Here is a 14,346-nt window from a genome sequence, read left to right as displayed (position 1 = left end):
CTCTGCGGGCGCACCCTTGCCGACCTTGGCGAGCACGGCGCCGACGGCGACCGTCTCGTCCTCCTGCACGAGGATCTCCTGCAGGACCCCTGCCACAGGGGAGGGGATCTCGGTGTCGACCTTGTCGGTCGAGATCTCCAGGATGCCCTCGTCGACCTCGATGCTGTCGCCGACCTGCTTGAGCCAGCGCGTCACAGTGCCCTCGGTGACACTCTCGCCGAGTTCCGGAAGCACGATAGACGTGCTGTCGCCGCTCGCCGCGGGAGCGGGCTCGGGGGAGGGCGCCTCCTGTGCGGACTCCTGGGCGGGCACATCGGCCTCCACCGGCTTCTCGGTCGACGGCGCCTCGGGCTCCGTCTCGGGCGCCGACTCCGCGGGAGCAGCCTCCTGCGAGCTGTCGGCGGAGCCGCCCCCGTCACCGATCTTCGCCAGGATGCCGCCGACCTCGACGGTCTCGTCCTCCTGCACGAGGATCTCTTCGAGCACACCGCTGACCGGCGAGGGGATCTCGGTGTCGACCTTGTCGGTCGAGATCTCGAGCAGGCCTTCGTCCGCCTGCACGGTGTCGCCCACCTGCTTCAACCAGCGGGTGACCGTTCCCTCGGTCACGCTCTCGCCGAGCGCGGGGAGGACCACGGATGTGCTCATGACGGTGTCTCCTTCAAGATGTCGATGCCTTCTCTAGCTTAGTGATGACGGTGGGACACCGTCGCCTACAGCGCGTGCAGCGGCTTGCCTGCGAGGGCGAGGAAGGCCTCCCCGAGCGCCTCGCTCTGCGTGGGGTGGGCGTGGATGAGCGGTGCGATGTCTTCGGGGTGCGCTTCCCATCCCACCGCGAGCTGACCCTCGGTGATGAGCTCCCCGACCCGGTCGCCCAGCAGGTGCACGCCGAGAACCGGCCCGTCCTTGCGGCGCACGACCTTGACGAGCCCGGTCGTGCCGATGATCTCGCTCTTGCCGTTACCGGCGAGGTTGTACTCGTACGACACCACCGAGTCGGCGCCGTGCGACTCCACGGCCTGCGATTCGGTGAGCCCGACCGAAGCCACTTCGGGGCTCGAATAGGTCACCTTCGGGATGTTCGCATCCGGCACCGGCACCGGGTGCAGCCCGGCGATCTGCTCGGCCACGAAGATGCCCTGCTGGAAACCGCGGTGCGCCAGCTGCAGGCCGGGCACGATGTCGCCGACGGCCCAGACGCCGTCCGCGCCGGTGCGGAGGGACTCGTCGACCCTCACGAAGCCGCGATCGAGCACGACGCCCGCCTCCTCGTATCCGAGGTCGGCGGTAAGGGGGCCGCGACCGACCGCGACGAGCAGGTAGTCGGCGTCGTGAGCGGTGCCGTCTTCGAGGGTCACCGTGACACCGTCATCCGTCTGCGTGACGCCCTGGAACCGCACGCCGAGGCTGTAGGCGATGCCCCGCTTGCGGAACGCGCGCTCGAGACCTTTGCTGAGCGCGATGTCCTCGTTGGGAACGAGATGCGGCAGCGCCTCGATGATCGTCACGCGCGACCCGAAGGAGCGCCAGACGCTCGCGAACTCGACGCCGATGACGCCCCCACCGAGGATGATGACGTGCTCGGGGATCTGCGCGAGCGCGAGCGCGCCCTCGCTCGTCAGGACCCGTCCGCCGATCTCGAGGCCCGGCAGGGTGCGGCTGTACGACCCTGTCGCCAGAATGACGTTCTCGCCCGCATAGCGGTCGTCGCCGACCCGGACCGTGCGATTCGCCTCGAGGCGCCCCTCGCCGGCGACGACCGTGATGCCCCGCGCCTTGAGGAGGCCCTCGAGTCCCTTGAACTTCTTGGCGACGATGCCATCCCGGTACGCGCGGACACCCTCGGGATCGATCCCCTCGAGGCGGGCGGTGACGCCGTAGGCGGCGGCATCCCGCACGTTCTCGGCGATCTCCGCAGCGTGCAGGAGCGCCTTCGTGGGGATGCAGCCGCGGTGCAGGCAGGTGCCACCGACCTTGTCCTTCTCGATCAGGGCAACCGACTTGCCGAGCTCGGACGCCCTGATGGCGGCCGCGTAGCCGCCGCTTCCGCCGCCGAGGACGACGAGGTCGAACGTGTGGTCGCTCATCGCGACTCCTCTCCCTGTGCGGCGGATCCCTGTGCGGCCGACGAGCCCGCGATGAACTCGATGAGCGAGCGCACCGTCGCGCCCGTCGGTCCCTTGTCGGTGAAGCCGTAGCCGCCGCCCTTGTTCATGCCGACACCGGCGATGTCGAGGTGCACCCACGGGATGCGGGGCGCGTCTTCCGCATCGGAGGTGCGCCCCACGAAGTGCCGCAGGAAGAGCCCCGCGAACAGCGAGCCTCCCGCGGGATCGCCCACTTTCGCGTTGACGAGATCCGCGATGGGGGAGTCGAGGTCATCGACCATGTGTGCGGGCAGCGGGAGATGCCAGGCGAGCTCCCCGGTCCGTTCCGCGGCATCCAGGTACTCCCTGACGGCTGCCCCCTCGCCCATCACACCGGCGTGTCGCGTGCCGAGGGCGACCGTGATCGCCCCGGTGAGGGTGGCGACGTCGATGATGACGTCGGGGTGTTCGCGGCTCGCGGCGGCGAGCCCGTCGCCCAGCACGAGGCGGCCCTCGGCGTCGGTGTTGAGCACCTCGACGGTCGTGCCGTCGAGCATACGCAGCACGTCGCCGGGCCGCGTGGCGCGACCGGACGGCATGTTCTCGGCGATGCAGAGCCACGCGGTCACGTGCACGGGAAGCCGCAGAGTAGCCGCCGCCCGGAGGACGGCGAGGACGGTCGCCGCGCCGCACATGTCGTACTTCATGCCGACCATGGACGCCGCGGGCTTCAGCGAGAGGCCGCCGGTGTCGAAGGTGATGCCCTTGCCGACGAGGGCGACGTGACGCACGGCGTCTGCCGGCGCGTAGTCGAGCCGCACGAGTCGCGGGGGACGGTCGGACCCCCTTCCCACTCCGAGGATGCCGCCGAAGCCGCCCTCGGCGAGCGCGGCCTCATCCAGCACCTGCACCTCGACCGGGAGGTCGGCGACAGACGCGACGGCACGCTGGGCGAAATCGTCCGGGCCGAGCCACTCCGCGGGAATCGCGACGAGATCTTTGACGAGCGCGACGGCGTCGGCGGCCGCCTGCGCCGCCCTGACGTCCTCGGACGCGAGGTCGGCGTGCAGGATCACCCTCGCGGCGCGCGTCTTGGGCCCGCCCGACTTGTATCCCTCGAAGGTGTAACCGCCGAGGCCCGCTCCCTCCGCCGCAGCACGCAGGGTGGCACCGTCAGGTGCTCCGGCCACGGCGACGGCCACGGTCTCGAACCCGGTGAGGGTGCGGATGCCGGTGCCCACGGCGCCGCGGACGGCATCGGCATCCGGCGTCTTTCCCGTGCCGACGACGGCGAGGGGCAGCGACGTGATCTCGGGCAGGTGCATGCGGGTGAAGGCGCCGGGACCCCCGGTGAACCCCACGGCGGTCAGTGCCTCGCGAAGCCCGGGCCATTCGTCGAGTGCCGGCGATGCGTCTCCCTCGAGGGAGGGGACTGCCAGCAGGATCGCGTCGGCGTCGGATTCACGGATGGGTGCACCGCTCTGAGCGAGTTCGGGAAGTGGCATGCAACCCATCCTAGGATTCGCCGTGTTCGCTGAGAGCGGGGCCGGGACGCCCCCCATGGTCGGCGGGCGGCTCGTAGCATGGAGGCATGCCCCCTCTCGGAGACCTCTACGAACGCGTCGCGAACGGCCCCGCCGTCCCCGCGGGGTTGCCGCTCGTCATCCTGCTCACGGGTTTCACCGATGCCGGGAGCGCGGTGTCCGGGCTCATCGACTACGCCCGCGACGAGCTCGACAGCGCTCCGATCGCGATCTTCTCCAACGACGCCCTCCTCGATTACCGGGCGCGTCGCCCCATCGTCTCGTTCGAGGAGGATCACCTCACCGACTACCAGCCGCAGCGCCTCGAGCTCTCGCTCTCGCGTGACGCACTGGGGCAGCCCTTCCTGCTCCTCGCCGGCTATGAGCCCGACTTCGCGTGGGACGCCTTCTCGGCCGCGATCCTCCGCTTCGCCGACGTGCTCGAGGTGTCGACGGTGACGTGGGTGCACGCGATCTCCATGCCCGTGCCTCACACACGCCCCATCGGGACCACCGTGAGCGGCACACGGGAGGATCTCACCGCCGCCCACTCGGTGTGGCGCCCGCATACGCAGGTGCCGGCTACGGCCGGCCACCTGCTCGAATACCGCTTCGCCGCCGCCGGCGCGCGGATCTCGGGGTTCGTCCTCCTCATCCCGCACTACCTCGCCGACACCGAGTACCCCGCGGCCACGATCGCGGCGATGGATCGCATCATGACGGCCACCGGCCTCGTCTTCACCGCGGACGACCTCCGCGAGGAGAACCGCGAGTACATCGCGAAGGTCGATGAGCAGGTCGAGGGCAACGAAGAGCTCAGCCGCATGGTGCGCGGGCTCGAGGAGCGCTACGACGCGTACATGGCAGGCATGAGCGGCGGCGTCGTCACCCCGCCGCTGCTGGAGGACGCGGACCTGCCCAGCGCCGATGAACTGGCCGCCGAACTCGAGCGCTATCTAGCGTCGCGGCCATCGCCCGACGACGACAAGCGCGGTGGCGGCGTGCCTCCCTCGCCTCTGACGGAATAGTCTCGCCCGTCCTGGCGTTTTGTCCTCTGCGTGTCTCACTCCCGCGTCCGCATCGGCGCAGGACGTATGAGACAATGGAATACCTGACCCGTTGTCAACGGGGCTCGCATCGCGCGTCGATCGGCTCCGGACTTGACAAGGGTCTTACTAGTGTCCGAGATCGACCGGTCGCGCGTGAAGTCCGCGAGCCGGTGAAAGGCGAAACGTGACTCCTGCCACGAAGACCAGCGCGCGGACTCCCGCAGTCGAGGACACTGCGGCCGACGCCGTCGTCGAGGTCCCCGCGAAGGCCGCCAAGGCGCCCACTGCGAAGAAGCCGGCGGCGAAGCCCACTGCCAAGGCCCCGGCCAAGAAGACGGCGGCGAAGACCGCCACGACCAAGGCGAACACCGCGAAGCCCGCAGGCGAAGCGGCGACGGCCGAGGACGACGACGCCATCGAGCTCGACGACGACGCAGCCGTCGACATCGACGACGTCGAGCTCGACCCCGATGACGACGAGGCTCCCGCCGCCGCCCCGGCCAAGCGCGGCCGGAAGGCTGCCGCGGCCCCCGAACCGGAGGCAGAGACGGAAGCCGTCGAAGACGACGATGACGACGAGGAGGAGACCAAGCCCGCCTTCTCCGAGCCCCTGCCGACCGGCGCGATCGTCATCTCCTCCTCCGACGAGGACGATGTCCCCGTCTACTCCGCCCAGATCACGGGCGCCACGGCCGACCCCGTCAAGGACTACCTGAAGCAGATCGGCAAGGTTCCCCTGCTGAACGCGGCGGAAGAGGTCGAACTCGCGATGCGCATCGAGGCGGGACTGTTCGCCGAAGAGAAGCTGTCGCTCATGACGCCGGCGGAGAAGACCAGCCAGCTCGGTCTCGACCTGCAGTGGGTCGCTCGCGACGGCCAGCGCGCGAAGTCGCACCTGCTCGGCGCCAACCTCCGCCTCGTCGTCTCGCTCGCCAAGCGCTACACGGGCCGCGGCATGCAGTTCCTGGACCTGATCCAGGAGGGCAACCTCGGTCTCATCCGCGCCGTCGAGAAGTTCGACTACACCAAGGGCTTCAAGTTCTCGACCTACGCGACGTGGTGGATCCGTCAGGCCATCACCCGCGCCATGGCCGACCAGGCCCGCACCATCCGCATCCCCGTGCACATGGTCGAGGTCATCAACAAGCTCGCCCGCGTGCAGCGCCAGATGCTTCAGGATCTGGGCCGCGAGCCCACGCCCGAGGAGCTCAGCCGCGAGCTGGATATGACCCCCGAGAAGGTCATCGAGGTGCAGAAGTACGGCCGCGAGCCCATCTCGCTGCACACGCCCCTCGGCGAGGACGGCGACAGCGAGTTCGGTGACCTCATCGAGGACACCGAGGCGGTCGTTCCGGCGGATGCCGTGGGCTTCACGATGCTGCAGCGGCAGCTGGAGTCGCTGCTCGACTCGCTCTCCGAGCGCGAGGCGGGCGTCATCCGCATGCGGTTCGGGCTCGGCGACGGCCAGCCGAAGACGCTGGACCAGATCGGCGACACGTTCGGTGTGACGCGTGAGCGCATCCGTCAGATCGAGTCGAAGACGATGGCGAAGCTGCGCCACCCGAGCCGCTCACAGTCGCTGCGCGACTACCTTGAGTGATGCTGAGGCTCGAGTGAGCATGAGCTCGGACGCGCAGTCGCCCGCGGCGAACCCGCCGCAAGCGAACACCGGCAAGCAGCTCGAGGTGCAGGTGGACGGCGCGCGCTACGCGCGCATTCCGCTCCGCACGCGGGTCGTGATGCCCGGCGACGACCTCGACGAGATCATCACCGAATTCGGCGCGCCGTCGGTGCGGCCCGGCGATCTGCTCTTCGTGACCGAGAAGATCGTCGCGATCACGCAGGGTCGCTCCTACCTGCTCGAGGAGATCGAGCCCCGCCGGCTGGCGCTGTTCCTCTCCAAGTACGTGACACGCACGCCCCACGGCATCGGCCTGGGGATGCCGGAGACGATGGAGATGGCACTCCGCGAATGCGGTGCGCCCCGCATCCTCTTCGCCGCCGCCGTGTCGGCGATCACGAAGCTGTTCGGGCGCAAGGGCGATTTCTACCGCATCGCGGGCGACAAGGCCCGTGCGATCGACGGTCCCACGAGCGGCACGATCCCGCCGTACAACAAGGCCGTCGTGCTCGGACCCGACAAGCCCCGGGAGGTCGCCGCACACCTCAAGAGGCTGATCGGCGGGACCGCCGACGTGGCCGTGGTCGACATCAACGATCTCGGCGGCAACATCCTCGGCTCGACGCTCGGGAAGGCGGGGGAGAAGCGCCTCCTGGCGATCCTCGGCGACAACCCGCTCGGACAGGGACACCAGTCCACACCGCTCGGCATCGTCCGCCCGGCGCCGGTGATCGAGTAGCGGCGAAGCCGCCACCCCCGGTGATCGAGCAGCGGGCGCAGCCGCCACCCCCCGGTGATCGAGTAGCGGGCGCAGCCGCCACCCCCGGTGATCGAGTAGCGGCGAAGCCGCGTATCGAGATCAGTGGAGGTTTCGATACGCCGCTTCGCGGCTACTCAACCCTGACACGCACGCGGCTTCGCAGCATTGCTCCGCCTCGTGTCAGAACCCGATCGCCTCACGATAGCGGGGCTTGTGGCCGGTGCGGATCCCCGTGACGCTCGGCTTGTTCTCGTACACGCCCGCGCCCCAGTTGCCCTCGACGAGCACCGGGCCGGTCGGGGTGACCACGACGTCCCAGCCGACGTACTGCACCTGCGGCACGACGCGCGCGACCTGATCGATGAACGCCCTGACCTCGTCCATCATCGGCAGCTGGAAGTCGGCGATCACGAATCCGGAATCCGGGTGCTTTTCGTGCACGTGGGCATGCGAGTCGTATCCGGGGCCGACGGCGTGGCCGGCGTCATCGAGCATCGTGTAGAAGCCGCCGAACGACATCTGGTCGCTCACCTCGCCGCGCCCGAACTTCTGCGCGATCGCGAGGATGTGGGTGCGCTCGCCGTCGAAGAACGCCGTGATCCGGGTCGTGTTCACCGTGCCCGGGCAGACCGCCGCAAGATCGGCGTGCTGCTGGATGACCTCTTCCACGAGAAGGCGCCCCTGGGCGAGGAGGGTGCGGTGGAACTCGTCCCAATCCTCGACGTCCGCGGCGTGGTAGCGGAAGACTCCGGAGCCGGCCTGCCCCATCGGGGTCTTCACGACGACCGTGCCGTGGCGCTCCAGGAAGGCGCGCAGTTCGTCGGCGTTTCCCTTCTCGATCACCATCCACGCGCGTCGGAGGTAGGGGTCGAAGGCCTTGTCGAACTCGATCTTGTCGTGGAAGATGTGCCGGAAGTCGGGGTGCGCGTAGCGCTGCGCGATCTGGTTCGACACCGGGTGCGTCATGTAGGTCGCGCGCTCGTCACGGGTCAGGATCGCGAAGTCGTAGTCGATGTAGTCCTGGAACCCGACATTGTGGCGCGCGGCCGACCACAGCATGTCGGCGACGATCACCGGCACGGCCTTGCCGTGCTGCTCGGACGCCTCTTTCGCGCGCTCGATGACGGAACCGGCGTCGATGCGTCGCGCACGCTCGATCAGGTAGCGGAAGCGGGGGGCGAGGCCGAGGCCATTCGAGGGCATGCGTGCTCCGGGGTAGGCAACGGGGGACCCGGATAGTCTAGTTGCGTGACCTCTGGCATCCCTGGGCGCCCGGCGCCCGCGGGCTCGCCGAAGCGCAGCACCCCCGCCGCGCGCATCTCGCGTGCCGCGCTGGCGACCAACCTCGAGGCGGTGCTCGCCGGGATCGACGGCGGCGTCATCGACGTGCGGGCGGATGCCTGGGGCCACGGTTCCCCGTTCGTCGCGCGCGCCGCGCGGGACGCGGGAGCCGCGGGCGTCCTCGCCGACGAGTCTGGCGTCGCCGCGCTGCGCGGCGTCGTGGAGCCCGCCCTCGTCGTGACATCCGGGCCGGCCATCGACCCGAACGCGGTGTTCGGGTTGTCCGGTGCGACCCTGCCGGTCCTGAGCCTGCACGGCTGGGTGCTGAGCCTCAAGACGCTGCGGGCGGGGGAGGGCGTTTCGTACGGCTACACCCATCGCGCGTCCCGCGACACGACGGTCGCGCTCGTGACGGGCGGCTACGCGCAGGGCATCGTTCGGGCGCTCGGCAACGCCGCGAGCGTCGCGATCGACGGGCGGCGGCATCCGATCGTCGGGCGAGTGGCCATGGATGTCTGCGTCGTGGATGTCGGAGAGTCCAGGGTCGCGCGCGGCGACGAAGTGGCGTTCTTCGGCGACCCCCGCACGGGCATGCCGGGGATCGGCGAATGGGTGGCCGCGACCGGAATGACCGCCGGCGAGCTGGCCGCGGCGGTCGGGCTCCGAGCTGCCCGGGAGTTCGTTCCATGAGTGCCGCCCGGCTGCAGGTCGACCTTTCGGCCTTCGCCGAGAACGTCGCGACCGCGCGTGCCCGCGTCGCACCCGCCGAGCTCATGCTGGTGGTCAAGGACGATGCCTACGGTCACGGGATCGACGCCGTCGTGGCGCGCGCGGTGGCCGAGGACGTTCGCTGGTTCGGCGCCTTCGACGTGCGCGCCGCGATCGCCACACGGGCGGTCAGCGGGCCCCGGCCGCGCATCTTCTCGTGGCTCACGGTCGGGGCCGCCGAGATCGCTGCGGCACTCGACGCGGATGTCGACCTCGGCGTCGGCGACGCCGGGTTTCTGGATGACGTCGCGGCGGTCGCGGCCGCCCAGCACCGTGCGGCCCGCGTGCACCTCAAGATCGACACGGGGCTGCACCGCAACGGCATCCGGCCGGAGGACTGGCCGGCCGTGCTCGCGCGGGCGAAAGGGTATGAGGATGCCGGGCTGATCTCCGTCGTGGGCATCTGGAGCCACATCGCGGAGGCCAGCGACGAAGAGGACGACCTCTCCCGGGCCGCGTTCGACACCGCGGTCGCCGCGGCGACGAGCGCCGGATTCGAGATCGAGGTCCGCCACCTCGCCGCCAGCGCGGCATCCTTCGCGCGTCCCGAGTTCCGCTACGACCTCGTGCGCATCGGCGCGTTCTGCTACGGCATCCGTCCGGCCGGCGGCCCGGGCGACGACGAGCTCGGCATCCGCCCCATCGCAACGCTCACCGCCCCGGTGGTCTCCGCCGACGGCGACGCGGTGACGATCGCCATCGGCTCGCTCGACGGGCTGCCGTCTCCGCTCGCGGGTCGGGTGTCGGTGGCCACGCCGCACGGACGCCGCCCCCTCATCGAGATCGGGCCTACCGAGAGTCGCGTCGAGGCCTGGCCCGGCGCCCGGGCTGACCACGAGGTCATCGTGTTCGGCGCAGACGGCCCCTCGGCGACCGACCTCGCCGAGACGATCGAAACGGTCGGCGAAGAGCTCCTGGTGAGGGTGTCGCCGACCGTTCCGAGAGTCGTCTCGGGTGAGAAGCCGACGGGCTAGAGGACCTCGGCCAGGCGAGCGGTCTCGTCATGCCACGACGTGGCGATGCTGCGCAGCTTGTCTTCGTACTTGCGACCGTGGTGGGCGCAGAAGAGCAGCTCGCTGCCGTTCACCTCGGCGGCGATGTAGGCCTGAGCTCCGCAGGAGTCGCAACGATCCGCCGCGCTGAGGCGGTACGACATGACAGCGGTGCCCGGTTCGGCAGGTGTCGATAGCGTGTTCATCTCGGTGCCTCCTTGTGCGTATCGCCGTCTGGTGCGGGGGTGCGATCAATACAACCACGCAGATGTTTCGAGAATGCCGCGAAGCGGTGACATTTCGCTGTGCGCGTACCGATGCGTGCGCGGCAGAGTGTCGACCCGGCCGGTGCGAGGCCCGCGGCTAGGCTTGCAGATTGTGACCTCCGAGTATTCCGCGCACCATCTTCAGGTCCTGGAGGGGCTTGAGGCGGTCCGCAAACGCCCCGGGATGTACATCGGCTCGACCGATTCCCGCGGTCTCATGCACTGCGTGTGGGAGATCATCGACAACGCCGTCGACGAGGCCCTCGCCGGCAACGGATCCCGCATCGACATTACGCTGCACGCCGACGGCAGCGTCGAGGTGCACGATACCGGGCGCGGCATCCCCGTCGACATCGAACCCCGCACCGGCCTGTCCGGAGTCGAGGTCGTCTTCACCAAGCTGCACGCCGGCGGGAAGTTCGGCGGAGGGTCGTATGCGGCATCCGGCGGGCTGCACGGCGTCGGGGCATCCGTCGTGAACGCGCTCTCGGAGCGGCTCGACGTGGAGGTCGACCGCGGCGGCAAGACCTGGGCGATGTCGTTCCACCGCGGCGAGCCCGGCGTGTTCGCCGACAAGGGCACGAGGTCGCCCGATTCGCCCTTCACCCCCTTCGAGGAGCGCAGCGAGCTGCGCGTCGTCGGCAAGGCCGCCCGCGGAGTCACCGGAACGCGCATCCGGTACTGGGCCGACCGGCAGATCTTCACGAAGGACGCCGCCTTCCAGTTCGAGGAGCTCGCCACGCGCGCCCGGCAGACGGCGTTCCTCGTTCCGGGCCTCGAGATCGTGGTCAGCGACGAGCGCGCAGAGGAGCACGTCGAGACGTCGTTCCGGTTCGACGGCGGGATCTCGGAGTTCGCGGAGTATCTCGCGACGGATTCCGCCGTGACCGACACGTGGCGCCTCACCGGCACCGGCAACTTCACCGAGACCGTCCCCGTGCTGCAGCCGACCGGTGCCATGGTGCCGACCGCGGTCGAGCGCGAGTGCCACGTCGACATCGCGGTGCGGTGGGGGACCGGCTACGACACCACGACACGCTCGTTCGTCAACATCATCGCGACACCCAAGGGCGGCACGCACCAGCAGGGCTTCGAGCAGGAGCTGCTCAAGGTGCTGCGCGATCAGGTGGCGCAGAACGCCCGCCGCCTGAAGGTCGGACCCGCGGGCAATGGGACGCAGAAGCTCGAGAAGGATGACGTCATGGCGGGCCTGACCGCCGTGCTCACGGTGCGCCTCGCCGAGCCGCAGTTCGAGGGCCAGACGAAGGAAGTGCTCGGCACCCCGGCCGTGCGCCAGATCGTGACGCAGGTCGTGCGGAAAGAGCTCGGCGCGCGGTTCTCCTCGCCCAAGCGCGACGACAAGAACCAGACCGCGCTGCTGCTCGACAAGGTCGTCGCCGAGATGAAGGCGCGCATCTCCGCTCGCGCGCACAAAGAGACCCAGCGGCGCAAGAACGCGCTCGAGTCGTCGTCGCTGCCCGCGAAGCTCGTGGACTGCCGGTCCTCCGAGGTCGGGCATTCCGAACTGTTCATCGTCGAGGGCGACTCCGCACTCGGCACCGCGAAGCTCGCCCGCAACAGCGAGTTCCAGGCGCTGCTTCCCATCCGCGGCAAGATCCTCAACGTGCAGAAGGCGTCGGTGAGCGACATGCTCGGCAACGCCGAGTGCGCCTCGATCATCCAGGTGATCGGCGCGGGTTCGGGCCGCTCGTTCGATCTGGACGCCGCTCGATACGGCAAGGTCATCCTGATGAGCGATGCGGATGTCGACGGCGCACACATCCGCACCCTTCTGCTCACTCTCTTCTTCCGGTACATGCGCCCGCTCGTCGAGGCCGGCCGGGTGTTCGCCGCCGTGCCGCCCCTGCACCGCGTGATCGTGATGAACCCGGGCACGAAGCCCAACGAGACGATCTACACCTACAGCGAGCCCGAGCTGCACACCTTGCTGACCAAGATCACGAAGTCGGGCAGGCGCTGGCACGAGCCCGTGCAGCGCTACAAGGGACTCGGCGAGATGGATGCCGATCAGCTCGCCACGACCACGATGGACCGTGGCGGCCGTCTGCTGCGCCGCGTGCGGCTCGAAGACGCCGAGGCCGCCGGACACGTGTTCGAGCTCTTGATGGGCAACGAGGTCGCCCCGCGCCGCGAGTTCATCGTGGAGTCCTCGCACCGCCTCTCCCGCGAGGCGATCGACGCCTAGGCGCGACGACGATGGCGGTCGGGGGGAGCAGGCGCGCACGGGCTGCTCGCAAGCGCAAGCGGCGAATGGATGCCGCGGACAACGACCTCACGCCGGCTCAGTGGGCGGCGATCCAGGAGGCGTGGGGCGGCGGCTGCGCGTACTGCGGAGCGGGTGATTCCGCGCTGCAGCGCGACTGCGTGCTGGCGCTCTCCCGCGGCGGCCGCTACACGATCGAGAACATCGTGCCGGCCTGCCGCGCGTGCAACGCGAGCAAGAGCAATGACGAGGTGACGCGGTGGCTGCGGCGCAAACGGCTCGACGAGCGCGCCTTCCTCCTACGGCACCACGAGGTGATGACCCTCCTGGGGCGCGGTGCCGAGGTCGCCGACCCACGCGCCGAGCCCGTCTACCCGAGCGTGCGGCCGATCGACCCGATCACGGCATCGAGCGGCTGACCGGACCCGTCGCGCTTGGCCGTCGCCTCCGGCAGCGCTCGGGCGGCCCCGTCCGAGGCGACCGCGAGGGCAGGTCCGCGCCCGACCCACGCGAGCGTGAGCCGGTCTTCACCCTTGAGGAAGGCGTGCGCCCGCACGCCTCCGGTGGCACGGCCCTTGGCCGGGAACTCGTCGAAGCGCGACACCTTGACACGACCGGCATCCGTGCCGGGAAGCACGCCGTCGGCGCCGGATATCGTGACGGCCACGACGTCCTCGCCCTCGGCCGCACCGAAATGGATGACGCTCGCCGCTGCCGAGACGTTGACGCCGGCCATTCCGCCCGCCGGAGCGCCCTGCGGACGGACCGCGGATGCCGGGAAGCGCAACAGCTGTGCGTCGCTCGTGACGAACACGAGCTCAACGCCGTCGGGTGCGGAGTCCGCCCCGACCACGGTGTCGCCGGGCTTGAGGCCGATGACTTCGAGCTCCGGTCGCGCCGGCAGCGTCGACGGGACGATTCGCTTGACGACTCCCTGCCTGGTGCCGAGCGCGACCGGCGTGTCGTCATCGAACCGCACGAGCCCGACCACGCGGTCCGCCTTGTCGGCGATGCCGAGGTAGTCGTGCAGGACGACACCCGCTCCGAGCTGGACGGAGGCGGGGGGCACCGATGGCAGGTCGACCGGGCTGAAGCGCAGCAGGCGGCCGGTGGAGGTGATCGCACCGAGTTCTCCCCGCGTCGTGGACGTTGCCGTAGCCAGGATCGCGTCGTGCTTGCTGCGGCGGGCGGGAACGGTGAGCTCTTGACCCTCGGTGAGGTCGACGCGCACAGCCCGGCCCGTGGTCGAGAGGATCACCACGGTGGGGGAGTCGGCGATCTGGAGATCGAGGGCGGGCGCGCCCCGCGCGGGCCGCGTCGCAGCGGGCTTGGCGTTCATGAGCATCGTGCGGCGTGGGGTTCCGTGCGCGTCGGCCGCGGCCTCGAGCTCGCGGGCCACCTGCGCACGGATGAGCACTTCACTGCCGAGCAATTCCTGCAGCTGGGCGATCTCGGCCTTCAGCGCGTCGCGCTCGGCCTCCAGCTCGATCCGGGAGAATTTCGTCAGACGGCGCAGCCGCAGCTCGAGGATGTACTCCGCCTGCACCTCGCTCAGGTCGAAGACGTCCCGCAGCCGCGCACGCGCCTGCTCGCTGTCGTCCGAGGTGCGGATCACCTGGATGACCTCGTCGATGTCGAGGATCGCGATGAGGAGTCCCTCAATGAGATGCAGGCGCTCCTCGCGGCGGGCGAGCCGGAACCGGCTGCGGCGCGTCACGACCTGGATGCGGTGGTCGATGTAGACGCGCAGGAGCTCCTTGAGACCGAGGGTCTGG

At 69.8% G+C, this 14,346-nt stretch carries 13 protein-coding genes; 7 read left to right on the top strand and 6 right to left on the bottom strand.

Annotated elements, in window-relative coordinates; all coding sequences use genetic code 11:
• The 3 genes from VNT50_RS11020 to VNT50_RS11010 all read right to left on the bottom strand — a co-directional run.
• A partial coding sequence (locus VNT50_RS11020) for a biotin/lipoyl-containing protein (protein ID WP_325485163.1) occupies positions 1-648 on the bottom strand: 648 nt, incomplete at its 3' end.
• 65 nt (positions 649-713) lie between these two features.
• Positions 714-2,087 carry a dihydrolipoyl dehydrogenase gene (lpdA, locus tag VNT50_RS11015; RefSeq protein WP_325485162.1) on the bottom strand — a complete coding sequence of 458 codons (1,374 nt, stop codon included), beginning with the start codon at positions 2,085-2,087 and terminating at the stop codon, positions 714-716.
• Positions 2,084-3,592: a leucyl aminopeptidase gene (locus VNT50_RS11010; RefSeq protein ID WP_325485161.1), complete on the bottom strand. Its 1,509-nt coding sequence runs from the start codon at positions 3,590-3,592 to the stop codon at positions 2,084-2,086. Before VNT50_RS11010 ends, lpdA begins: the two co-directional genes overlap by 4 nt.
• Positions 3,593-3,678: 86 nt before the next feature.
• On the opposite strand from VNT50_RS11010, the gene VNT50_RS11005 reads away from it, so the two are divergent.
• The 3 genes from VNT50_RS11005 (at position 3,679) to VNT50_RS10995 (ending at position 7,019) form a co-directional block, all read left to right on the top strand.
• Positions 3,679-4,638: a proteasome assembly chaperone family protein gene (locus VNT50_RS11005; protein ID WP_325485160.1), complete on the top strand. Its 960-nt coding sequence runs from the start codon at positions 3,679-3,681 to the stop codon at positions 4,636-4,638.
• 205 nt (positions 4,639-4,843) lie between these two features.
• Complete coding sequence (locus VNT50_RS11000) at positions 4,844-6,259, top strand: RNA polymerase sigma factor (RefSeq protein WP_325485159.1); 1,416 nt, start codon at positions 4,844-4,846, stop codon at positions 6,257-6,259.
• A gap of 19 nt (positions 6,260-6,278) precedes the next feature.
• The gene (locus VNT50_RS10995; protein WP_325485158.1) at positions 6,279-7,019 is read left to right on the top strand and encodes a coenzyme F420-0:L-glutamate ligase; all 741 of its coding nucleotides are present in this window, start codon (positions 6,279-6,281) and stop codon (positions 7,017-7,019) included.
• A 201-nt stretch (positions 7,020-7,220) separates the two neighbouring features.
• Here VNT50_RS10995 and VNT50_RS10990 read toward each other — a convergent pair whose 3' ends face one another.
• Positions 7,221-8,243, bottom strand: a complete 1,023-nt coding sequence (locus VNT50_RS10990; protein WP_325485157.1) for a sugar-transfer associated ATP-grasp domain-containing protein — start codon at positions 8,241-8,243, stop codon at positions 7,221-7,223.
• Between the two features lie 45 nt (positions 8,244-8,288).
• On the opposite strand from VNT50_RS10990, the gene VNT50_RS10985 reads away from it, so the two are divergent.
• Entirely contained in the window at positions 8,289-9,011 is a 723-nt protein-coding gene (locus VNT50_RS10985; RefSeq protein WP_325485156.1) for an alanine racemase C-terminal domain-containing protein, read from the top strand.
• Entirely contained in the window at positions 9,008-10,063 is a 1,056-nt protein-coding gene (locus VNT50_RS10980) for an alanine racemase (protein WP_325485155.1), read from the top strand. The genes VNT50_RS10985 and VNT50_RS10980 overlap by 4 nt, the downstream gene beginning before the upstream one ends.
• On the opposite strand, the gene VNT50_RS10975 is transcribed toward VNT50_RS10980, so the two are convergent.
• Positions 10,060-10,287 (bottom strand): DUF7455 domain-containing protein, encoded by a 228-nt coding sequence (locus VNT50_RS10975; protein ID WP_325485154.1) that lies wholly within the window; start codon positions 10,285-10,287, stop codon positions 10,060-10,062. The genes VNT50_RS10980 and VNT50_RS10975 overlap by 4 nt on opposite strands.
• 169 nt (positions 10,288-10,456) lie before the next feature.
• Between VNT50_RS10975 and VNT50_RS10970 the strand changes: the two genes are divergently transcribed.
• Together VNT50_RS10970 and VNT50_RS10965 are read left to right on the top strand one after the other, a co-directional pair.
• Positions 10,457-12,553, top strand: coding sequence for a DNA gyrase/topoisomerase IV subunit B (locus VNT50_RS10970; protein WP_325485164.1), 2,097 nt, complete (start codon positions 10,457-10,459; stop codon positions 12,551-12,553).
• Between the two features lie 11 nt (positions 12,554-12,564).
• Positions 12,565-12,990: an HNH endonuclease gene (locus tag VNT50_RS10965; protein ID WP_325485153.1), complete on the top strand. Its 426-nt coding sequence runs from the start codon at positions 12,565-12,567 to the stop codon at positions 12,988-12,990.
• Here VNT50_RS10965 and VNT50_RS10960 read toward each other — a convergent pair.
• Positions 12,942-14,346: DNA gyrase subunit A (locus VNT50_RS10960; RefSeq protein WP_325485152.1), on the bottom strand; the 1,405-nt coding region annotated here is incomplete at its 5' end. The genes VNT50_RS10965 and VNT50_RS10960 overlap by 49 nt on opposite strands.

Source organism: Microbacterium sp. (assembly GCF_035554235.1).
Lineage (GTDB): Bacteria > Actinomycetota > Actinomycetes > Actinomycetales > Microbacteriaceae > Microbacterium.
This window is presented reverse-complemented; position numbering and strand designations above follow the sequence as displayed.